Origin of the sequence: Sphingomonas lenta, from assembly GCF_002288825.1 — a bacterium.
Lineage (GTDB): Bacteria > Pseudomonadota > Alphaproteobacteria > Sphingomonadales > Sphingomonadaceae > Sphingomonas > Sphingomonas lenta.
Genome location: NZ_NSLI01000003.1, coordinates 189,086 through 208,190, shown reverse-complemented (window position 1 = coordinate 208,190; position 19,105 = coordinate 189,086). Strand labels below are relative to the sequence as shown.

Sequence of the window (19,105 nt, the reverse complement as noted above, 5' to 3'; positions counted from 1 at the left end):
ACGCGGTGCCGCGCTACCTCCCCGCGTGTGCGTGTGTTATGTCGACAGCATGACCCGCGCGGAGCGTATCGCCGAGTACAAGGAGACTCCCGTCCGCTTCACGGCGGAAGAGTTCCTGCAACTGGCGCAGCATCCCCCGATCAGCGAATGGGTGGGCAAGGTCGAGCTGATCGAGGGAGAGATCATCCGGATGTCGGCAGCCAACATTCCGCACTGGATGGTGCAGCAGGACGTCTCGCGGCAGCTCACTTCCATTTTCGCGGCGCTCGGCCCCGAGTGGCTCGTCGGTCCCGAGCCGACCGTACGCTTCGCCAGACGGACCGTGCGGCTGCCGGACGTCGGCGTCTTCAGGAACGCGAAGATCGGCCCTTTCATCTTTGAAGTCGCCAGCCTCTTCATGGCCGTCGAGATCGCCGACACGACTCTGCGCAATGATCTAGGGCGCAAGCGGGCCGGTTACGCCGAAGCGGGTGTGCCGCATTACTGGGTGGTCGACGTGAACGGCCGCAAGACGCACGTCATGGCCGAGCCGGAAGCGGGCGACTACGGTGCCAAGCGCGTGATCCCCTTTGGCGAGCCCATCGAGGTTCCCGGCGCGGACGCCGTCATCACGCTCGCGTGACAGACGTCTCCCGCCCGCGCGTGTCCCGCGCCGCCCACCTGCTCGGCTACGCCGGACTGCTGCCGCAGATTGCGGCCGTGGTGCTGGTCGCGAGGGGCACGGAGCACCATTTCGGCGAAGCCCTCGCCTTTGGTTACGCGGGCCTGATTCTCAGCTTCCTGGGCGGCATATGGTGGGGGTTCGCGATGCGGCGTCATCAAGGCCAGGGCGCGCTCGCGGCCGTGGCGGTCGTCCCGTCCCTGGCCGTGCTGGCGCTCGGCATCCTGATCGTCCTAGGCGGATTCGCCGCGGCGCTTACCGGCCTGGGCATCGCGATCCTCGCGACCCTCCTCGTCGATCGCCGCCTCGTCGCCAGCGGAGATGCGCCACCCGATTGGATGAGTTTGCGCGCGCCGCTCTCGCTCGGGCTAGGTAGCCTCACGATCCTGGCGGGCCTGCTCGCCGCCTAGTGCATCCCCGCTCGCGGGTTCAGCTCGCGCGCCGCCTTCCACGTCGGGTCGTCCCAGGCGCGCACCTCGAACGGGTAGGTCGGGTGACCTTGCAGCGCGCCGCGCATCTCGCCCACGAACTCGTCCGCATGCGCCGCGTGCCAAAGCCATTCGCGCCCCGCGCCGTTCGTCACCACCGCGACCAGCATGCCCCAGCCGCCCCGTGTCGCAGCTTCGTGCACCGCGTTCTCGAAACGGATCATCTCGTCGATGATCGCGTCCTCCTCGGCCTCGGACGCGATCGGGCCCCAAGGCCATGTGATCCACATCGCGACGGGGTAGCGGGCGCGCTCCGCCGGATCGGGCAACGCCGCCCGCGTCCGGACCGTATATTCGCCGTCCTCCGCCTCCCTCGCGGCGAGCGTCCAACCGTCGCTCACGCGGCGAGCTTCAGCTCCAGCCGGTCCCAAATCTCGGTGAGCGCGTCCGTCAGCTCGCGCATCATCCGCTCGTCATGCGCCGGCCCCGGCGTGAAGCGCAGCCGCTCGGTCCCGCGCGGCACGGTGGGATAGTTGATGGGCTGCACGTACACGCCGTACTCGGCGAGCAGGATGTCGCTGATCCGCTTGGCTTTTACGGGATCGCCGACCATCACGGGCACGATGTGCGTGTCGCCCGGCAGCACGGGCAGGCCGGCGTCCGTCAGCATGCCCTTCAGCGTCGCGGCGGCCGCCTGCTGCCCCTCGCGTTCGCTAGCGGAGCTCTTCAGGTGCCGCACGCTCGCCAGCACGCCCGCCACCAAGACCGGCGACAGCGAGGTCGTGAAGATGAAGCCCGGCGCGTAGGAGCGGATCACGTCCACCACCGTGCGGTCCGCGGCGATGTAGCCGCCCATCACGCCGAACGCCTTGCCCAGCGTCCCTTCGATCACGGTGAGCCGGTGCGCGACGCCCTCGCGCTCGGAGATGCCGCCGCCGCGCGGGCCGTACATGCCCACCGCGTGCACCTCGTCGAGATAGGTGAGCGCGTTGTACTTGTCGGCGAGGTCGCAGATCGCGGCGATGGGGGCGACGTCGCCCTCCATCGAATAAACGCTCTCGAACGCGATGAGCTTGGGCGCGTCCGCCGGCTCGGCGGCGAGCAACTCCTCCAGGTGCACCAAGTCGTTGTGCCGGAACACGCGCTTCTCGCAGCCCGAGTTGCGGATGCCCGCGATCATGGACGCGTGGTTCAGCTCGTCGGAGAAGACGACGCAGCCGGGTAGCACCTTGGCCAGCGTCGACAAGGTCGCCTCGTTCGACACGTAGCCGCTCGTGAACAGCAGCGCCGCCTCCTTGCCGTGCAGGTCGGCGAGCTCCGCCTCCAGATCGACATGGTAGTGCGTGTTGCCGCCGATGTTGCGCGTGCCGCCCGAGCCCGCGCCGACGTCGTGTAGCGCCTCCTCCATGGCGGCGATCACCTTGGGGTGCTGCCCCATCGCCAGGTAATCGTTCGAGCACCACACGGTGATCGGCTTCGGGCCGTTATGCCCCGCGAAGCAGCGCGCGTTGGGGAACTGGCCCTTGTTCCTGAGGATGTCGATGAACACGCGGTAGCGGCCCTCGGCGTGCAACCGGTCGATCGCTTGGCTGAAGACGCGCCCGTAATCGACGGGCCGGGCCTGGTGGCCGGGGGTGTCCATGCGCGCGCATCTAGTCCCGCCAGCGCCCCGCCGCCAGCGCTAACGACTCGCAAATTGTCCCTTGTTATTGACGGAGCACGAAAAAGCTGCGCAAAACGCGGGCGTCGGCGTTCGGTTCCGTGTTGTAAGGAATTATTCGACGCATATTGCGGGTCGGGGAAACGTCATGACGAACCAAGCCGCGGCGGCGCGGATCAGCTACTATACGCGGCGCGAGCGCCAGGAGCGCGCCGTCGCCGAGCGCGCGTCGAGCGACGCGGCGCGCCAAATCCATCTCGAGCTCGCCGACCGCTACGCCGCGCTTCTCCGCGGCTGACGCCTAGAGCGCTTCCGCCCTGCCGAACCCGCGGCTCTCGAGCGCGGGAAGCAGCGCGCGCTCCCGTTCGCCGAGCCGCGTGAAGACGGCCACGCCGTCGAGCCGCCCCGTTCGCCCATCTTGGGCCGGCCATCCCTGTCCCGCCGTCAGATGCGCGATCCGCCGCGCGATCCCCGGCCCGCCGTCGACGAAGCGGACGGGATGCGGGGCGGCGATCTCCAGCTCCGCCTCGACGAGCGGAAAATGCGTGCAGGCGTTCACCACCACGTCGATCCGGTCGCCGCCCGGCTGATCGAACAGCCCCGCCAGCACGCGGGCGTACGCGTCCGCGGGTGCGGCTTCGCCCCGAAGCTTCGCTTCCGCCAACTCGACCAGCTCCGCCGACCCGTGCCGCAGCACCAGGCAGTCGCCCGCGAAGCGCGCCGACAGGTCGTCCACATAGGCCTGGCGCACCGTCGCCTCCGTCCCCAGCACGCCGATCACCCGCGTCGCGGACAGTTCGGCGGCGGGCTTGATCGCGGGCACCGTGCCGACCACCGGCAGGTCCAGCGCGGCGCGCACCGCGGGCAGCGCGATGGTGGACGCGGTGTTGCACGCGATCACGACGAGCCTGGGCCGGTAGCGCTCGACCAGCCGCCCGAGCAGCGCCGGCACGCGGCCTGCGATCTCCGCCTCGCTCTTCGTGCCGTACGGAAAGCCCGCCGAGTCCGCCGCGTACACGAACGGCGCGGCGGGCAGCGCGGCGCGCGCGGGCTCGACGATCGACAGCCCGCCCACCCCGGAATCGAAGAACAGGATCGGCCGCTCGTCCATCGCGCCCACGCCTTGACGGGCGCGGCCCCCGCCCGCAAGCGGCTGCGGTAAGTTGTTGCCGGTCCGCAACGGCTTGCGCTAAAATAATCACCGCACGAGGAGGAGGGGCCCATGCAGACGCAAATCCTATGGGTCGCCCCGACGTTGGCGCTGGTCGGCGGCTATCTCCTCGGCTCGATCCCCTTCGGCGTGATCTTGACCAGGCTGGGCGGCGCGGGCGACCTGCGCCGGGTCGGCTCGGGCAATATCGGCGCGACCAACGTGCTGCGCACCGGCCGCAAGGGGCTGGCCGCGGCGACCCTGCTGCTCGACCTGCTGAAAGGCGCCGCCGCCGTATGGCTCGCCCAGGCGTTCGCGCCCGGCGAGCAGCTGCTGGCCGCCGCGGGCGCGTTGATCGGCCACTGCTTCCCCGTCTGGCTCGGGTTCCGCGGCGGCAAGGGCGTGGCGACCTTGATGGGCGTGGTGCTCGCGCTCCACTGGCCGCTCGGGCTGGTCTACGCCGTCATATGGCTGGGCCTACTCGCGACGGTGCGCATCTCGTCGCTCGCCGGCATGGCCGCCGCCGTCAGCGCGCCCGTAGCCTCGGCGGCGCTGGGCCGGTTCGACCTGACGCTGCTCCTCATCGCGCTGGCGCTGATCGTTCTATGGAAGCACGGCGACAATATCGGCCGCCTGCTTGACGGCACGGAGCCCAAGGTCGGCAAGCGTGGCTGACCTAGGCCTGCCAGTCGCCGACACCATCGCCGACAAGCTCCAGCTGATCCGCACGAACGGCGTCGGCCCCGTCACCTATCGCCAGCTACTCGCCCGATTCGGCTCCGCCGCCGCCGCGATTGAGGCGCTGCCCATGCTCGCCCGGCGCGGCGGCGGGCGCGCGCCCGAGCTCGCCGACCCGCGCGCGGTCGCGGCGGAAGTCGCGCGCGTCGCCAAGCTCGGCGCGCGGTACTTGCTCCTCGACGACCGCGATTACCCGCCGCTGCTCGCCGAGCTGGACGACGCACCGCCCGCACTCATCGTCCGCGGCGACTTGGGCCTGACCGCGCGCCCCTGTGTCGCGATCGTCGGCGCGCGCAACGCATCGGCGGCCGCCTGCCGGTTCGCGCGCGAACTCGCCCTCAGGCTGGGCGAAGCGGGCGCGACCGTCGTCTCCGGCCTCGCGCGCGGCATCGACACCGCCGCGCATGTCGGCTCGCTTTCGACCGGCACGGTGGGCGTCATCGCCAGCGGCATCGACGTGGTCTTCCCGCCGGAGAACGCCGAGCTGCAGGAGCGCGTCGCCGCGCAGGGCCTGCTCGTCGCCGAGCAGCCGCCCGGCACCGAGCCCCGAGCGCGCAACTTCCCGTCGCGCAACCGCATCATCGCCGGCCTGTCGGGCGGCACGGTCGTGGTGGAGGCCGCGCCCAAGTCCGGCTCGCTCATCACCGCCCGCCTCGCCGCGGAGGCCGGGCGCGAGGTCATGGCCGTGCCAGGCAGCCCGCTCGACCCGCGCGCGCAGGGCTGCAACCTCCTGATCCGCGAAGGAGCCATCCTCGTGCAGAACGCCGACGACGTGATGCAACAGATCCGCCCCATCGACCCCCGCGCCGTCCGCGCGCCGGGCGAGCGTTGGGGCGCACCCCCGCCCGCCGACGCCGACGACCGCGCCCGCCGCGACGTCGCAGGCCTGCTCGGCCCCGTTCCCGTCGCGGCCGACGAACTGATCCGCCAATCGGGCCACGACCCGGCGGTGGTCCACATGGTGCTGCTCGAGCTGGAGCTGGCCGGCCGATTGGAACGCCATGCTGGAGGCCGCGTCAGCCTCGCCGGCTGACCTCCGGGAACCTCCCCCGCCCCCGCCCGCTTACGCCTCGACATATGGAGGCATGTAGATGGACGACGAACGTCTCTGGGGTTTCGAGCAGAGCCTGTGGATCGAGGGGCCGGACAATTACGAGGAGAAGGTCGACGACCAGGTCCTGATGGTCCTCCCCCACCCGCCTTACGTCTATGCCGGCCGCGAGGCGAAGGAGGCGGTCAAGTCCACCCCCGTCTGGGACCGGGCCGAGCTCGACCAGCGCCAAGTCTCGCGTCCGCAGGAAGGGCTGATCGTCATCGCCTACCGCGTCCGCGCGGAGAAGGAAGGGCATAACGGTTACGAGGCGCACTGCACCTCGGTGATCCGGCGGCTGGAGCATGAGGTCTGGCGGGTCGTGCAGCATCAGCAGACACCGCCGCTGGCCGCCTCCGCCGAGGGATAGGCGCAGCTTAGCCCCGGCAAAAAGGAGACGGCCCGGCCGACGACCGGCGGGCGCTTGTCCCGCCGTGTCGATCGACGACGCGGCTTCGCCGCGGCGCTGACCCGCTACTCCACCCGCCGCAACGTCAGCACCCGCCCGCCCGGCCCGCTCGCCACCGCCGCGTCGCCCGTCCACGCGAACAGCACCACCGCCAGCCGGTCCGGCCCAGCGAGCTCGATCCCGTCCGGCGCTGGCCGCCAGCCCGCGACCGGCCTCCCCACCAGCCCCTCCAGGCACCCGCCCGCGTCCGTCAGCGCGTGCGCGTTCGCCGCCTCCACACGCGCCACCTCCAGCCGCACCGAGCACGGCCCCGCCGTCCCGCCGGTGATCCGCCATTCGCCCGCCAGCTCGGGGGGCTCGGCCAGGCGCAGGCTGGCGTTCTTTCCGGGCGCTTGATCGCTCATCGTCCCTCCGCACGCGCCCAGCGGCTGCGCGCCGATTGCCAGGGCCAGAAACAGGGTGAACACTCCACCCCGGTGTCCCGACCGGCCGAGAAACCGGCGGGACGCCCGGTCGGCATGTTCTTCGATGCGCATGACGACCGCCACATAAAAGGAGGGGTTGCATGAGACCTGAACGTTTGATGGCGCGCCTGCAAGACGGCGAGTTCCTGCCCGACCTGGATATCGCCCGCCCGGCCGTGGGCTTCGCCGGCCCACGCGCGTTCGCGGCCAAGAAGGAGGAGGACGACGCGGGCGCGGCGTCCGGCCCGAACTACGCGCTCAACGCCGACGACCGCGGCGGCTACGGCCCCAACAACAAGCAGAGCTTCACCACCGCCGAGGCCGCGGCGCAGATCGGCCGCGCGGGCCAGACCTGGAACGGCTCGGGCGTCATCGGCCAGGCGGCGACGATCACCTACGCGTTCCGCTCGACCGCGCCCGCGACCATGCCCGACGACACGGCGGGCTTCACCCGCTTCAACGCCACCCAGATCGCGCAAACGCAGCGCGCGCTCCAGAGCTGGTCGGACGTCGCCAACCTCACCTTCACGCGCCAGCAGGACTCCACCGGCTACAGCAACTCCGCGCAGATGCTGTTCGGCAACTATTCGTCCGGCGCGGACGGCGCGGCGGCGTTCGCCTACTACCCCGGCTCGGGTGTGGGCGGCGACGTGTGGGTCAACAGCTCGATCAGCTACAACGCGTCGCCCGCGCACCTCAACTACGGCCGCCACACGCTCACCCACGAGGTCGGCCACGCGCTGGGCCTGGGCCATCCCGGCGACTACAACGCCGGCACCGGCTCGCCGACGTACAGCAACAGCGCGATCTACTACGAGGACACGCGCCAGTACACGCTGATGAGCTACTGGTCGGAGACGAACACGGGCGGCAACAACGGCGGCTATTACGCGGCCGCACCGCTCGTTGACGACATCGCCGCGATCCAGCGGCTCTACGGCGCGAACACGAGCACGCGCACGGGCAACGACGTGTACGGGTTCAACTCCACCACGGGCCGCGACTTCTACACGGCCACGTCGGCGTCCACGCCCGTGATCTTCGCGGTGTGGGACGCGGGCGGCGTCGATACGCTCGACTTCTCCGGCTACACGCAGACGCAGCGCATCGACCTGAACGACGGCGCCTTCTCGAACGTGGGCGGCCTGACCGGCAACGTCGCCATCGCGGTCGGCGTGATCGTGGAGAACGCCAACGGCGGCTCGGGCGCCGATACGATGATCGGCAACGAATACGCCAACACGCTGCGCGGCAACGCCGGCAACGACGTGATCCAGGGCGGCGGCGGCGCGGACGCACTCTACGGCGGCACGGGCGCGGACCGCTTCGTGTTCAGGTCCACCGCCGACAGCCGCTCGGGCGCGATCGACCGTGTGTACGACTTCGTGTCGGGCACGGACAAGATCGACGTGTCGCTGATCGACGCGCGCACCAACGTGTCGGGCGACCAGGCGTTCACGATCGTGTCGTCCTTCACCGGCGTGTCGGGCCAGCTGATCGGCAGCTACAGCTCCTCCACGGGCCTCACCACGCTCAGCGCTGACGTGAACGGCGACCGCGTGGCGGACTGGGTGCTGTACGTGAACGGGCAGATGACGGGAGCGGACCTCATCCTCTGACCGCGCCGCGCGGGGCTAAGCGAGCTTAGCCCCGCGCGCCTTCAGGCGCGGTCCGGCCGACAGCGGGCCGGCCCTCGTCCGGCCCTGCTGATCGACGACGCGGCTTCGCCGCGGCGCTGACGACCTCGGGCCTCACCAGCGTAGCAGTGACGTACCCAGTTCCTCCCCGGAACGGGGAGGGGGACCATGCGCAGCATGGTGGAGGGGCGGCTGCGAAGGGCGGTTCCCGTCGAGAGACCCCTCCACCACGCCCTACGGGCGCGGTCCCCCTCCCCGTTCCGGGGAGGAACTCGCCCGTCCGCTTTCGACCCATAGCGGACATGCACCCTAATGTGCTCAAGTTCGGCGATGAAGCAGCGAAGAAAGCTCATGGCCGTATGCACGAGCCTGTTCAGCGCTGCTTTGGTCGGCGGCTGCGTTGCGCCGGTTTCCGATCCTGACAAGTTGCGGGCGATCAGGGACGAGGCTCGCATGTTGGCGACCCATCATCCGCTGAGGCCGCCGAACGATTGGGTAGACGTCCCGGTTGGTAGGTGGCCGCCGACAATAGCGAGCCTTGAGCCGCACTCGGTTACTGTCCACTCTTGGGGCGTGGATATCTCGGTTAAGCCCTACTTCGACGGCGGCTGGGGCTATCACGTGGCGCAGAATGAGCGACGCCTCCCTATGCCGATCGGCTGCTATTCGGAGCCTCTGCAGGATGTTTTCTGGCACGGTCCGTGCTGATCGGCTACACTATAGCCAAACCGAATGCTGCGCGAGTTGCGTCCGCTTTCCACCCATTGCGGACGCTCTCTTTTCGTCTCACACTCCCCTGTCCTACAAGCATCGACCCGTGCCAGCGTCCGCGCATGCACCGGCCCGACTCGACACGGGAGCCCCGCTCCCGCCGCTTCAATCCCGCCTTGCGTGCGTCGCTCACGCGGCGCGTCGAGGTACAAACGTGCCGCGACACGGACGCGCGGGCGGCGCGGCCGTGTCGCCTCCGTGTCGCGCCGTCGTCGCGCGCCGGTCGCCCCGGCGTCGCTTCACCGTCGCGTTCCGGACGCGTCGCGGCGGCGTCGCGGGCGCAAGCGGCCACAGTAAGCGTCCACGCCTCAACGTCCGTAAACTTCGGCCGGCCGGTCGAACCCTACTCGGCCGCGTCAACCGCCGACTCGCCCGCGCCGCGACGTCCGTCGATCGGCTCCGTTCCGCCGCCGATCGGCTCGGAACCCACATGCCGGCCCAACAGCAGGTCGCGCGAGCGCTTGACGATCCGCTTCGCCCTGCCGATCGCCTGCCGCGCATCCGCCTCGGCCCGCTCGGCCGCCAGGAGGTGTTCGGGATCGAACTTCGTACTCATGGACTTCGACACGCACTCGCCGCTGATGGCCCCCCACCCGCGTGGCCCAGGGTTTAGCCGCCCCGGCCAGGCCGCGAAAAGACGGTTTGCGGCGAACCGTGGGACAAGGTCGTTCCGCGATCGACCCGGCCCCGTCGCAACGGTTCGTCGTGATTTCGCGCCGACGCCCGCTTACCTTCGTTACCTTCGCCCCGCCGCTTGACGCCGCCGTCGCCGGCTCCCCACCCTCGCGCGTACACGTAAGGACGCCCAAAACACCCCATGCAGCTCGTCATCGTCGAATCGCCCGCCAAGGCCAAAACCATCGAAAAGTATCTCGGCCGCGACTACCGCGTGCTCGCCTCCTACGGCCATGTCCGCGACCTGCCGCCCAAGGACGGGTCGGTAAACCCGGACGAAGGGTTCGCGATGGAGTGGGAGAACTACGCCGACAAGGCCAAGCAGCTCCGCGCCATCGCCGACGAGGCTAAGCACGCGGAGCGGCTGATCCTCGCCACCGACCCCGACCGCGAGGGCGAGGCGATCTCCTGGCACGTCCAGGAGGTGCTGCGCGGGCGCAAGGCGCTGCCCAAGGACGTCCAGCGCGTCACGTTCAACGCCATCACCAAGCAGGCCGTCACCGAGGCGATGGCTAGGCCCCGCGAGCTCGACCAGGACCTGATCGACGCCTACAAGGCCAGGCGCGCGCTCGACTATCTCGTCGGCTTCACCCTCTCGCCCGTGCTGTGGCGCAAGCTGCCCGGCGCCAAGTCGGCGGGCCGCGTCCAGTCGGTGGCCTTGCGCCTCATCGTCGAGCGCGAGCGGGAGATCGAGCGCTTCAAGGCGCAGGAGTATTGGTCGGTCACCGCCCGATTCGAGCAGGACGGCACGCCCTTCCAGGCGCGGCTGAGCACGTGGAACGGCGACAAGCTCGACCGCCTGTCGATCGGCGACCAGGGCACCGCCATGCGCGCCAAGGCCGACGTCGAGGCTGGCCGCTTCTCCGTCCAGTCGGTCGAGACCAGGCCCGCGACGCGCAACCCGCCGCCGCCCTTCACCACCTCCACGCTCCAGCAGGAGGCGGCGCGCAAGCTCGGCTTCTCCGCCGACCACACGATGCGAATCGCGCAGCAGCTCTACGAGGACGGCGCCATCACCTATATGCGCACCGACGGCGTCCAGATGGACGGCTCGGCGATCAGCGCCGCGCGCCGCGCGGTCGCCGACCGCTACGACGCGCACTACGTCCCCGACAAACCGCGCCAGTACCAGACCAAGGCCAAGAACGCGCAGGAGGCGCACGAGGCGATTCGCCCCACCGACTTCGGCCGCGACCGGGTAGGGAGCGGCGACCACGCCCGCCTTTACGAGCTCATCTGGAAGCGCGCGCTGGCGTCGCAGATGGCGTCCGCGCGGCTCGAGCGCACCACGATCGACCTCGCCGACGGCACCGGCCGCCACGTGCTGCGCGCCACCGGCCAGGTGGTGCTCTTCCCCGGCTATCTCGCGCTCTATGAGGAAGGCCGCGACGATGAGGGTGATGAAGACTCCCGCCGCCTGCCGCGCCTGCGCGAGGGCGACGCGCCCGCCAAGCAGGGCGTCGACGCCGAGCAGCACTTCACCCAGCCCCCGCCCCGCTTCTCCGAAGCCTCGCTCGTCAAGCGCATGGAGGAGCTCGGCATCGGCCGCCCCTCCACCTACGCGTCGATCATCAAGACGCTGAAGGACCGCGAATATGTCCGCACGGAGAAGAACCGCTTCTTCGCCGAGGAGAGCGGCCGCCTGGTGACCGCGTTCCTGGAGCGCTTCTTCGAACGCTACGTGGCGTACGACTACACCGCCGAGCTCGAGGACGAGCTCGACGAGGTGTCGGGCGGCCGCGCCCAGTGGCAGGCGGTGCTCGACGCCTTCTGGCGCGACTTCAAGCCGCGCACCGCGGACGTGATGGAGCAGAAGCCGAGCGACATCACCGCCGCACTCGACCAGTTCCTCGAACCGTTCCTCTTCCCCGAGCGCGCCGACGGAGCGGACCCCAGACTCTGCCCCAACTGCAACGAAGGACGACTGTCGCTTCGAGGCGGCCGCTTCGGCGTGTTCATCGCCTGCTCCAACTACCCGGAATGCAAGTTCACCCGCCGTTTCGCCCAGGCGGGCGGGGCCGCCGGCGAGGACACCGGCCCGGAGACGCTGGGCGTCGATCCCGCCACCGGCCTGCTCGTCGAGCGCAAGGCGGGCCGCTTCGGCCCGTACATCCAGCTCGGCGAAGGCAAGGACGCCAAGCGCGCCTCGATCCCCAAGGACGCGGGCGAACTCGACCTGGAGCTGGCGCTCAAGCTGCTCAGCCTCCCGCGCACGATCGGCAAACATCCGGAGACGGGCGAGGAGATCACGGCGTCGATCGGCCGCTACGGCCCGTACCTCGCGCACAGCGGCAAATACGCCCGCCTGACCTCGACCGCCGAGGTGTTCGAGACAGGCATGAACGCCGCCGTCGTCAAGCTCGCCGAGGCAGCGGCCAGCGGCGGCCGTCCGCAGCGCGGGCAGGCGCGCGAGCCCCTGCGCGTACTAGGCGCACACCCGCGCACCGAGGCCGAGATCAAGCTGATGGAGGGCCGCTACGGCCCCTACGTGACGGACGGCACCACCAATGCCACGCTGCCCAAGACGGTCGAACCCGCCCAGCTGACGCTGGAGGAAGCCGCGCAGCTCCTCGACGCGAGAGCGGCGGCCGCGCCGGCTAAGGGAAAGAAGAAAGCGCCAGCCAAGAAGGCCGCACCGAAGAAGGCGGCGGCGAAGAAGCCGGCCGTGAAGAAGAGTTAGGCGGCTCGGGCTCTGGTCATGCCGAGCCAAGCCCGTGCTTGGCGCTGCGCTTCGGCGATCTCGCGGGCGGACATATCCTCCGCGATCTCCGCGCGCGCCGCCTGGGCTGGCTCCAGCCCCGCCACCGCGGCGAGGTTGAACCACTTGTGCGCCTCGATCAGGTCGAGGTCCGCGCCGCCGGTGCCGGTCGAATAGATCACACCCAGGTCGTAGAAGGCGTGCGCGTCCCCGCGCGCCGCGTCCCGCAACCGGCTCTCCATCAGAAAATTCGCGCTCTTCAGGCTGTTGCCCATGTGAAGCCCCCCGTCACTTGCCTGTGACGACTCGACTTTCACCCGAACATGGTCACCGAAAGGTTAACGCGTTGAACTTCTTCGACGGCCACGTTGTCGATGAGCCGCGTCGTCCCGATCCGCGCCGCCGCCAGCAGCCGCCGCGGCCTGCCCGCGTCCGCCTCGCCCAGCGTCTCCGCATCGACCAGCGCCACGTAATCGACGTCGAACCCCGCGCTCTCCAACGCCCCCCGCGCGTCCGCCAGCGCGGCGTCCGCCGGCTCACCCCGCCCGATCGCCCGCGCCGCCACGCCCAGCGCGCGCGGCAGCGCCAGCGCGCGGGCGCGCTCGCCCTCGTCGAGATAGATGTTGCGCGACGACAGCGCGAGCCCGTCATCCTCGCGCTGCGTCGGCACGCCCACGATCTCCACGCCGCAGTCCAGATCCGCCGCCATGCGCCGGACTACGGCGAGCTGTTGCCAGTCCTTCTCGCCGAAATAGGCGACATCCGGGCGCACCTGATTGAACAGCTTGAGGACCACGGTCGCGACGCCGTCGAAATGCCCCGGCCGCGCGGCCCCGTCGAGCACGTCCGTCAGCCCGCCCGCCACTGACACCGTCGTCGCGAAGCCGTCCGGGTACATCTCCTCGACCGCCGGCGCCCAGAGCAGGTCGCAGCCATGCTCGGCCAGCATGCGTGCGTCGCCCGCCTCCCGCCGCGGATAGCGCGCCAGATCCTCGTTCGGCCCGAACTGCTTGGGATTGACGAAAATCGACGCGACCACGCGCACGCCCGGCCCCCGCGCCGCCTCGATCAGCGCCATATGGCCTGCGTGCAGCGCCCCCATGGTCGGCACCAGCGCCACGCGCGCGCCCTCTGCGCGGAACTCCGCCACCGCTTCGCGGAGCGCGTGGAGGGTGCGGACGGTCTGCACGTGTAAAAACCTCTCGTTCGTTCGACCGCGCGGCTCTATGGAGCCGATAAGGACCGATCAACCAAGGTTTTCACAGGACGTGAGCAGCCCGCACATCATCGTGTTCGCCAACGAGAAGGGCGGCACCGGCAAGTCGACCACCGCGGTGCACGTCGCCATCGCGCTCGCCGCCAAGGGCGCGCGCGTGTCGTGCCTCGACTTGGACCACCGCCAGCGCACCGTCGGCCGCTACCTCGACAACCGCGCGGCCACGATCAGGCGCACGGGCACCGACCTGCCCATGCCGCGCCACGCCACGCACGACGGCCACACGGACGCGGTGTTCGAGCGTTTGTGGCACGAGATGGCGGACGGCGCGGATTTCTTCGTCGTCGACACCCCCGGCCGCGACGACCCCTTCGCCCGCATCGCCGCCGCGCTGTCGAACACGCTGGTCACGCCCATGAACGACAGCTTCGTCGACTTCGACCTGATCGGCCAGGTAGACCCGGAAACGTTCAAGGTCACGCGCCCGAGCTTCTACGCCGAGCTCATCTGGGACGCCCGCAAGCAGCGCGCGCGCGCCGACGGCACCACCATCGACTGGGTCGTGCTGAGGAACCGCCTCCAGCACATCGAGGCGCGCAACATGCGGCGCGTGTCGGACGCGCTGACCGAGCTCGCCAAGCGCGTCGGCTTCCGCATCATCCCCGGCCTCGGCGAACGCGTCATCTACCGTGAGCTCTTCCCCGCCGGCCTCACCATGATCGACTCCAAGGAGTTCGGCTCGATGGGCCTCTCCCACGTCGCCGCTCGCCAGGAGCTGCGCGAGATGATGGCGGCGCTCCAGCTGCCGGAGCTGGGCGCGCCAGCGCTGGCCGAAGCCGCCGCATGAAATGGATCGTCGCCGCCCTGGTCATCTGGGCGGTGTGGTTCCTGCTCCGCAAACCCGCGGCCAAGCACCGCGCGCTTCGCGACCGGGCGGAGGCGCGCGCGGTGCTGGGCGTGGCGGAGGACGCCGACGCCGACGCGATCCGCGCCGCGCACCGGCGCCTGATCGCGGGCGTCCACCCCGACCGCGGCGGCTCCGCGGACCTTACCCGCCGCATCAACGCCGCACGTGACCTCCTGCTGGGGCGGCGCACCTGACGCATCGCCTCGACCCGTCCATCCTGCGCGAGTACGACGTCCGCGGCCCCGTGGGCGACCGGCTCGGACTCGGTGATGCCTACGCGGTCGGCCGCAGCTTTGCGACCCGCGTGCGCCGCGTCAACGGCCGCTCGGTCGCGGTCGGCCGTGACGGCCGCCTCTCCTCGCCCGACCTGGAAGCCGCGCTCGTCCGCGGCCTAAGCGAAGGCGGCGTCGACGTGGTCCGCGTCGGCCTCGGCCCCACGCCCATGCTCTACTACGCCGAGGCGACGCTGGGCGTGGACGGCGGCGTGCAGGTGACCGGCAGCCACAACCCCGTCCACCATAACGGCTTCAAGCTCAAGCTGCGCCACCAGTCCTTCTTCGGCCCCGACATCCTCGACCTCGCGAGGCTGGCCGCCGCGGGCGATTGGACGAGCGGTTCGGGCTCGGTGGGCGAGGCCGAGATCTGCGACGCCTATGTCGACCGCCTGCTCGTCCACCATCGCGGCCGGCCCTTCCGCGTCGCCTGGGACGCCGGAAACGGCGCGGCGGGGCCCGTCGTCGAGCGGCTCGCGACGCGCCTGCCGGGCGAGCACCGCCTGCTCCACACGCGGATCGACGGCCGCTTCCCCAACCACCACCCCGACCCCAGCGTCGAGGCCAACCTCGCCGACCTGCGCCGCGCGGTGCTGGAGTATGGGCTCGACTGCGGCTTCGCCTTCGACGGCGACGGCGACCGCATCGGTGCGGTGGACGGGCGCGGGCGGGCGGTGCGCGCCGACCTGCTGCTCGCGATCCTCGCCGAGCCCGTGCTGCGCGACCGGCCGGGAGCCACCGTCATCGCCGACGTGAAGTCGTCCGCCGCCTTGTTCGACCGCGTGGAGGCGCTGGGCGGTCGCCCCCTGATGTGGAAGTCGGGCCACAGCTCCATCAAATCCAAGATGCTCGACGAAGACGCGCCGGTCGCGGGCGAGCTGTCGGGTCATATCTTCTTCGCGCACCGCTGGTACGGCTTCGACGACGCGCAATACGCCGCCGTGCGCCTGCTGGAGGTCATGGCGGAGACGGGCCGTCCGCTCGCCGAGCTGGTGGATGCGCTGCCCCGATACGTCAGCACGCCGGAGCTGCGCTTCCCCGTCGACCCGATCCGCCGTTTGCGCATCGTGGACGAGGTCATCGACCGGCTCAAATCGCAGGGCGCTGAAGTCGACCTGGTCGACGGGGCGCGCGTGACCACGCCCGACGGCTGGTGGCTGCTCCGCGCGTCCAACACCGAGGCGCTGCTGACGGTCCGCGCCGAGGCCCGCGACGACGCCGCGCTCACTCGCCTCATGGCGCAGGTCGACGCCGAGCTCGCCGCGAGCGGCGTTACGCGACCCGATTGACACCCCCGCGGCCCTAATTACCCTGTCATCACCATGACCTACCCGCACGAACGCGCGATCGACAGCTTCCGGTCTTCGACCGCGCGATGGCTGTTCGGCAGCTTCGCCGGCTGGGGCACGCTGCTGCTCTGCTTCGTGGGCGTGGGCCTGCTGATCCTGGGCTGGCGCTGGCTCCGGAACTTCAGCAGCAGCTACGAGGTCACCGACCAGCGGCTCATCATCCGCCGCGGCATCCTGATCAAGACGGTGGACGAGATCGAGCTCTACCGCATCAAGGACGTGCGGCTGGAATATTCGCTGCTCAACCAGATGGTCGACATCGGCACCATCGCGCTGACCTCGTCCGACCCGTCCACCGTGGGCGGCGCGTTCGTTCTGCGCGACGTGCCCATGGCGCGCGACCGGCGCGAGGGGCTGCGCGGCCTGGTCGAGCGCGCCCGCCAGCGCCGCGGCGTGCGCGAGCTCGACATGGATCCCGTGGGAACGCCCGCGCTGGCTGGATAATCCCGCGGCGACGCCCATATCGGACGCAATGCGTCCCGCGTCCCAGCCCCAGATCGTCCGCGTCATCGACCTAGAGACCACCGGCAACGCGCCACCCGCCCATGCGGTGTGCGAGATCGGCTGGCAGGATGTCGCCTTGGGCGAGGACGGCCGCTGGGAGCTCCACGGCGACGGGGGCAACATCCTCGTCAACCCGGGCCGGCCGATCCCGCCGATCACGCAGGCGGTTCACCATATCCGCGACGAGGACGTGGCGGACGCGCCCTGGTGGCACGACGTGGCGCGGCCCGTGCTCGATCCCTGGCCCCGGCGTCTCGCGCTCGCCGCGCACCGCGCCGATTTCGAGCAGCAATATTGCACCCCGTCGCTCACCCGGAACGCCGAGTGGGTATGCACCTGGAAGTGCGCGCTCCGTCTCTGGCCCGACAGCCCCGCCTTCTCGAACCAGGTGCTGCGCTACTGGCGCAAGCCGCACGGACTCCAGCACGAGCGCGGCTTGCCCGTCCACCGCGCCTTTCCCGACGCGTACGTCACCGCGCACCACCTTCGCGACATGCTGAACGAGGCGAGCCTGGCCCAGCTCCTCGCCTGGTCGCGCGAGCCCGGCCTGCTGCCCCGCGTCCGCTACGGCCCCGACCGCGGCAAGGAATGGCGCGAGATCACGGAGGAGTCGCTGGCGGGCTTCCTCACCGACCGCGACCCCGACGTGCGCCACACCGCCGAGACCGAGTACGCCCGCCGACGCAGCGGCGGCCATGTCGGCCGCGCCACGCCGCAAGAGCTGTTGCTCTGACGTAACAGACGCGTCACCACCGCATCCTAGCCCGTCCGGGGAGGGAGTGCGCTTCATGACGATCAACCGCCGCCAAGCCTTGGCCACGCTCGGATCGGGTGCCGCGCTGACGATGCCTTCGATGGGCTCGGCGCAAGCGCCGACCGCTTACTTCCATCACGGTATCGCCAGCGGCGATCCGGCGCGGGACGGCGCGGTCATCTGGACGCGCGCCACGCCCGCCGGGGACACTGCCGCCGACGTGCCGCTCCGTTGGCATGTCGCGACCGCGCCAGATGCCGAGCCCGTTCGCTCCGGCCGCGTCTCCGCCCGCGCCGCGCGCGATTACACCGTCAAGGTGGAGGCGACAGGACTGAAGCCCGGTCGCGATTACCATTACTGGTTCGAGGGACCGGGCGGCGTGCGCTCGGCCGTAGGGCGTTTCCGCACCTTACCCGTGGGCGCGACGCCGGACCTGGTGATGGCGGTGGCGTCCTGCTCGCTCTACCCGGGCGGCTATTTCAACGCATACCGCGCGATCGCCGACCTGCCGCGCGTCGACGTCGTGCTGCACTTGGGCGACTACATCTACGAATATGGCGAGGACGGCTACGGCGCGGAGATCGGCCGCAAGCTCGGCCGGATCGTCGAGCCGCGCCACGAGATCGTCACCCTCGCCGACTACCGCGCCCGCCACGCCCAGGTGAAGGCCGATCCGGACGCGCAGGCGATGCACGCGCGCGCCGCGACCATCGCGGTTTGGGACGATCACGAGGTCACCAACGACGGCTGGCTCGACGGTGCGCAGAATCACCAACCCGCGACCGAGGGCGACTGGAAGGCACGTAAGGCCGCGGCCATGCAGGCCTATTTCGAGTGGATGCCGATCCGCGATCCCAAGCCCGGCCGTCCTTGGGAGGCGATCAACCGCTCGTTCGAGTTCGGCGACTTGGCGACGCTCGCTATGGTCGAGACGCGCCTCCTCGCCCGGTCGGAGCAGGTCGCGCCCAAGGGCGCAGCGCCCGCGCCCGACGAGTACGCCTCCATGCTCGCCGAACGCGCCGATCCGAAACGCGAGCTGCTCGGCGAAGGGCAGCGCCGCTGGCTGGAGACCACGCTCGCCCGCTCCAAGCGCGCGGGCAAGCCGTGGCAGCTGCTGGGCAATCAGGTGCTGATGGCGCGGATCAACGGGCCCGATCTCGAGAAGCAGCTCGGTCCCGAGCGCTACGCCGCCGCAGTGGAGCGCCTGCCCGAAGCCTATCGCGCGCGCGTCGCGGGGACCGCCCAGGCGTACCGTGCGGGCCTCCCGTTCAACTTCGACAGCTGGGACGGTTACCCGCCCGCGCGTGAACGGCTCTACCAGAGCTTCGCGCGCGCAGGCGTCCGCCCCGTCGTGCTCGCGGGCGACAGTCACGCCTCCTGGGCCAACGACCTCCACGACGCGTCGGACCGCCTCGTCGCCGCCGAGTTCGGCGCGACCGCGGTCACCAGCCCCTCCTACGGCGACCTGCTGCCCGGCATCGGCACCTTGATCGAGCAGGCGAGCCCGGAGGTCGCATTCTGCGATCAAGACAACAAAGGCTACCTGTTGCTGACGCTGACGCCCGAACAGGCGGTGGCGGACTTTCAGGCGGTCTCCACCGTCACCGCCAAGCCGTTCACGACGCGCTCGGTCGCGCGCTACGCGACGCGCGCGGTTGGCGAGGCCCAGGTCGAACGGATCACCTGACGCTTCTCACGCGTATGGAGGCCGCCACTCATCAC

The 19,105-nt window shown here is 70.5% G+C and carries 21 protein-coding genes; 14 read left to right on the top strand and 7 right to left on the bottom strand.

Annotated features, from left to right (window positions below; all coding sequences use genetic code 11):
* Positions 1-49: 49 nt before the first annotated feature.
* Positions 50-622 carry a Uma2 family endonuclease gene (locus tag CKY28_RS18945; RefSeq protein WP_217989572.1) on the top strand — a complete coding sequence of 191 codons (573 nt, stop codon included), beginning with the start codon at positions 50-52 and terminating at the stop codon, positions 620-622.
* Complete coding sequence (locus tag CKY28_RS08275) at positions 619-1,071, top strand: DUF3429 domain-containing protein (RefSeq protein WP_245841724.1); 453 nt, start codon at positions 619-621, stop codon at positions 1,069-1,071. Before CKY28_RS18945 ends, CKY28_RS08275 begins: the two co-directional genes overlap by 4 nt.
* Here the strand turns inward: CKY28_RS08275 and CKY28_RS08270 are convergent.
* The gene (locus CKY28_RS08270; protein WP_176473017.1) at positions 1,068-1,490 is read right to left on the bottom strand and encodes a DUF695 domain-containing protein; all 423 of its coding nucleotides are present in this window, start codon (positions 1,488-1,490) and stop codon (positions 1,068-1,070) included. The genes CKY28_RS08275 and CKY28_RS08270 overlap by 4 nt on opposite strands.
* The gene (hemA, locus tag CKY28_RS08265; RefSeq protein WP_095997876.1) at positions 1,487-2,731 is read right to left on the bottom strand and encodes a 5-aminolevulinate synthase; all 1,245 of its coding nucleotides are present in this window, start codon (positions 2,729-2,731) and stop codon (positions 1,487-1,489) included. Before hemA ends, CKY28_RS08270 begins: the two co-directional genes overlap by 4 nt.
* Before the next feature lie 166 nt (positions 2,732-2,897).
* Between hemA and CKY28_RS18640 the strand changes: the two genes are divergently transcribed.
* Entirely contained in the window at positions 2,898-3,047 is a 150-nt protein-coding gene (locus tag CKY28_RS18640; protein ID WP_176473016.1) for a hypothetical protein, read from the top strand.
* A 3-nt stretch (positions 3,048-3,050) separates the two neighbouring features.
* On the opposite strand, the gene murI is transcribed toward CKY28_RS18640, so the two are convergent.
* Entirely contained in the window at positions 3,051-3,860 is an 810-nt protein-coding gene (murI, locus tag CKY28_RS08260) for a glutamate racemase (RefSeq protein ID WP_095998562.1), read from the bottom strand.
* 111 nt (positions 3,861-3,971) lie between these two features.
* On the opposite strand from murI, the gene plsY reads away from it, so the two are divergent.
* The 3 genes from plsY to CKY28_RS08245 are packed head-to-tail and all read left to right on the top strand — an operon-like array spanning position 3,972 to position 6,097.
* Entirely contained in the window at positions 3,972-4,574 is a 603-nt protein-coding gene (gene plsY, locus CKY28_RS08255) for a glycerol-3-phosphate 1-O-acyltransferase PlsY (protein WP_095997875.1), read from the top strand.
* On the top strand, positions 4,567-5,670 hold the full coding sequence (dprA, locus tag CKY28_RS08250; RefSeq protein ID WP_245841722.1) for a DNA-processing protein DprA: 1,104 nt from the start codon (positions 4,567-4,569) through the stop codon (positions 5,668-5,670). The genes plsY and dprA overlap by 8 nt, the downstream gene beginning before the upstream one ends.
* Before the next feature lie 58 nt (positions 5,671-5,728).
* Complete coding sequence (locus tag CKY28_RS08245) at positions 5,729-6,097, top strand: DUF4440 domain-containing protein (protein ID WP_095997874.1); 369 nt, start codon at positions 5,729-5,731, stop codon at positions 6,095-6,097.
* 104 nt (positions 6,098-6,201) lie between these two features.
* Here the strand turns inward: CKY28_RS08245 and CKY28_RS08240 are convergent, their stop codons facing one another.
* On the bottom strand, positions 6,202-6,540 hold the full coding sequence (locus CKY28_RS08240; protein WP_176473015.1) for an AprI/Inh family metalloprotease inhibitor: 339 nt from the start codon (positions 6,538-6,540) through the stop codon (positions 6,202-6,204).
* A gap of 161 nt (positions 6,541-6,701) precedes the next feature.
* On the opposite strand from CKY28_RS08240, the gene CKY28_RS08235 reads away from it, so the two are divergent.
* Complete coding sequence (locus CKY28_RS08235) at positions 6,702-8,219, top strand: serralysin family metalloprotease (RefSeq protein ID WP_095997872.1); 1,518 nt, start codon at positions 6,702-6,704, stop codon at positions 8,217-8,219.
* A gap of 1,132 nt (positions 8,220-9,351) precedes the next feature.
* Here the strand turns inward: CKY28_RS08235 and CKY28_RS08225 are convergent.
* Positions 9,352-9,564 (bottom strand): hypothetical protein, encoded by a 213-nt coding sequence (locus CKY28_RS08225; RefSeq protein ID WP_095997870.1) that lies wholly within the window; start codon positions 9,562-9,564, stop codon positions 9,352-9,354.
* Between the two features lie 261 nt (positions 9,565-9,825).
* Here CKY28_RS08225 and topA point away from each other — a divergent pair, with 261 nt between their 5' ends.
* Positions 9,826-12,363 (top strand): type I DNA topoisomerase, encoded by a 2,538-nt coding sequence (topA, locus tag CKY28_RS08220; protein WP_095997869.1) that lies wholly within the window; start codon positions 9,826-9,828, stop codon positions 12,361-12,363.
* On the opposite strand, the gene CKY28_RS08215 is transcribed toward topA, so the two are convergent.
* Together CKY28_RS08215 and panC are read right to left on the bottom strand one after the other, a co-directional pair.
* A complete protein-coding gene (locus CKY28_RS08215) occupies positions 12,360-12,656 on the bottom strand; it encodes an SEL1-like repeat protein (protein ID WP_095997868.1) in 297 nt (98 codons plus the stop codon). The genes topA and CKY28_RS08215 overlap by 4 nt on opposite strands.
* 38 nt (positions 12,657-12,694) lie before the next feature.
* Entirely contained in the window at positions 12,695-13,570 is an 876-nt protein-coding gene (gene panC, locus CKY28_RS08210) for a pantoate--beta-alanine ligase (RefSeq protein ID WP_095997867.1), read from the bottom strand.
* Positions 13,571-13,607: 37 nt separating this feature from the next.
* Here panC and CKY28_RS08205 point away from each other — a divergent pair, with 37 nt between their 5' ends.
* Genes CKY28_RS08205 through CKY28_RS08180 form a run of 6 tightly spaced genes read left to right on the top strand, consistent with a single transcriptional unit; the run spans position 13,608 to position 19,070 of the window.
* On the top strand, positions 13,608-14,444 hold the full coding sequence (locus CKY28_RS08205) for a division plane positioning ATPase MipZ (RefSeq protein ID WP_095997866.1): 837 nt from the start codon (positions 13,608-13,610) through the stop codon (positions 14,442-14,444).
* Positions 14,441-14,698, top strand: coding sequence for a DnaJ domain-containing protein (locus CKY28_RS08200; protein WP_095997865.1), 258 nt, complete (start codon positions 14,441-14,443; stop codon positions 14,696-14,698). Before CKY28_RS08205 ends, CKY28_RS08200 begins: the two co-directional genes overlap by 4 nt.
* Entirely contained in the window at positions 14,695-16,065 is a 1,371-nt protein-coding gene (pgmG, locus tag CKY28_RS08195) for a phosphoglucomutase/phosphomannomutase PgmG (protein WP_095997864.1), read from the top strand. Before CKY28_RS08200 ends, pgmG begins: the two co-directional genes overlap by 4 nt.
* A 33-nt stretch (positions 16,066-16,098) precedes the next feature.
* The gene (locus tag CKY28_RS08190) at positions 16,099-16,569 is read left to right on the top strand and encodes a PH domain-containing protein (protein WP_245841720.1); all 471 of its coding nucleotides are present in this window, start codon (positions 16,099-16,101) and stop codon (positions 16,567-16,569) included.
* 28 nt (positions 16,570-16,597) lie between these two features.
* Positions 16,598-17,362 (top strand): exonuclease domain-containing protein, encoded by a 765-nt coding sequence (locus CKY28_RS08185; protein WP_095997862.1) that lies wholly within the window; start codon positions 16,598-16,600, stop codon positions 17,360-17,362.
* A gap of 55 nt (positions 17,363-17,417) precedes the next feature.
* A complete protein-coding gene (locus tag CKY28_RS08180; protein WP_095998560.1) occupies positions 17,418-19,070 on the top strand; it encodes an alkaline phosphatase D family protein in 1,653 nt (550 codons plus the stop codon).
* The last annotated feature ends 35 nt before the right edge of the window (positions 19,071-19,105 follow it).

Coding starts and splice junctions, on each gene's coding strand:
- CKY28_RS18945 (WP_217989572.1), top strand. CDS start 50: ATGACCCGCGCGGAGCGTATCGCCGAGTACAAGGAGACTCCCGTCCGC.
- hemA (WP_095997876.1), bottom strand. CDS start 2,731: ATGGACACCCCCGGCCACCAGGCCCGGCCCGTCGATTACGGGCGCGTC.
- CKY28_RS18640 (WP_176473016.1), top strand. CDS start 2,898: ATGACGAACCAAGCCGCGGCGGCGCGGATCAGCTACTATACGCGGCGC.
- murI (WP_095998562.1), bottom strand. CDS start 3,860: ATGGACGAGCGGCCGATCCTGTTCTTCGATTCCGGGGTGGGCGGGCTG.
- plsY (WP_095997875.1), top strand. CDS start 3,972: ATGCAGACGCAAATCCTATGGGTCGCCCCGACGTTGGCGCTGGTCGGC.
- CKY28_RS08245 (WP_095997874.1), top strand. CDS start 5,729: ATGGACGACGAACGTCTCTGGGGTTTCGAGCAGAGCCTGTGGATCGAG.
- CKY28_RS08240 (WP_176473015.1), bottom strand. CDS start 6,540: ATGAGCGATCAAGCGCCCGGAAAGAACGCCAGCCTGCGCCTGGCCGAG.
- CKY28_RS08235 (WP_095997872.1), top strand. CDS start 6,702: ATGAGACCTGAACGTTTGATGGCGCGCCTGCAAGACGGCGAGTTCCTG.
- CKY28_RS08225 (WP_095997870.1), bottom strand. CDS start 9,564: ATGAGTACGAAGTTCGATCCCGAACACCTCCTGGCGGCCGAGCGGGCC.
- topA (WP_095997869.1), top strand. CDS start 9,826: ATGCAGCTCGTCATCGTCGAATCGCCCGCCAAGGCCAAAACCATCGAA.
- CKY28_RS08215 (WP_095997868.1), bottom strand. CDS start 12,656: ATGGGCAACAGCCTGAAGAGCGCGAATTTTCTGATGGAGAGCCGGTTG.
- CKY28_RS08205 (WP_095997866.1), top strand. CDS start 13,608: ATGGAGCCGATAAGGACCGATCAACCAAGGTTTTCACAGGACGTGAGC.
- CKY28_RS08200 (WP_095997865.1), top strand. CDS start 14,441: ATGAAATGGATCGTCGCCGCCCTGGTCATCTGGGCGGTGTGGTTCCTG.
- CKY28_RS08190 (WP_245841720.1), top strand. CDS start 16,099: ATGACCTACCCGCACGAACGCGCGATCGACAGCTTCCGGTCTTCGACC.
- CKY28_RS08185 (WP_095997862.1), top strand. CDS start 16,598: ATGCGTCCCGCGTCCCAGCCCCAGATCGTCCGCGTCATCGACCTAGAG.
- CKY28_RS08180 (WP_095998560.1), top strand. CDS start 17,418: ATGACGATCAACCGCCGCCAAGCCTTGGCCACGCTCGGATCGGGTGCC.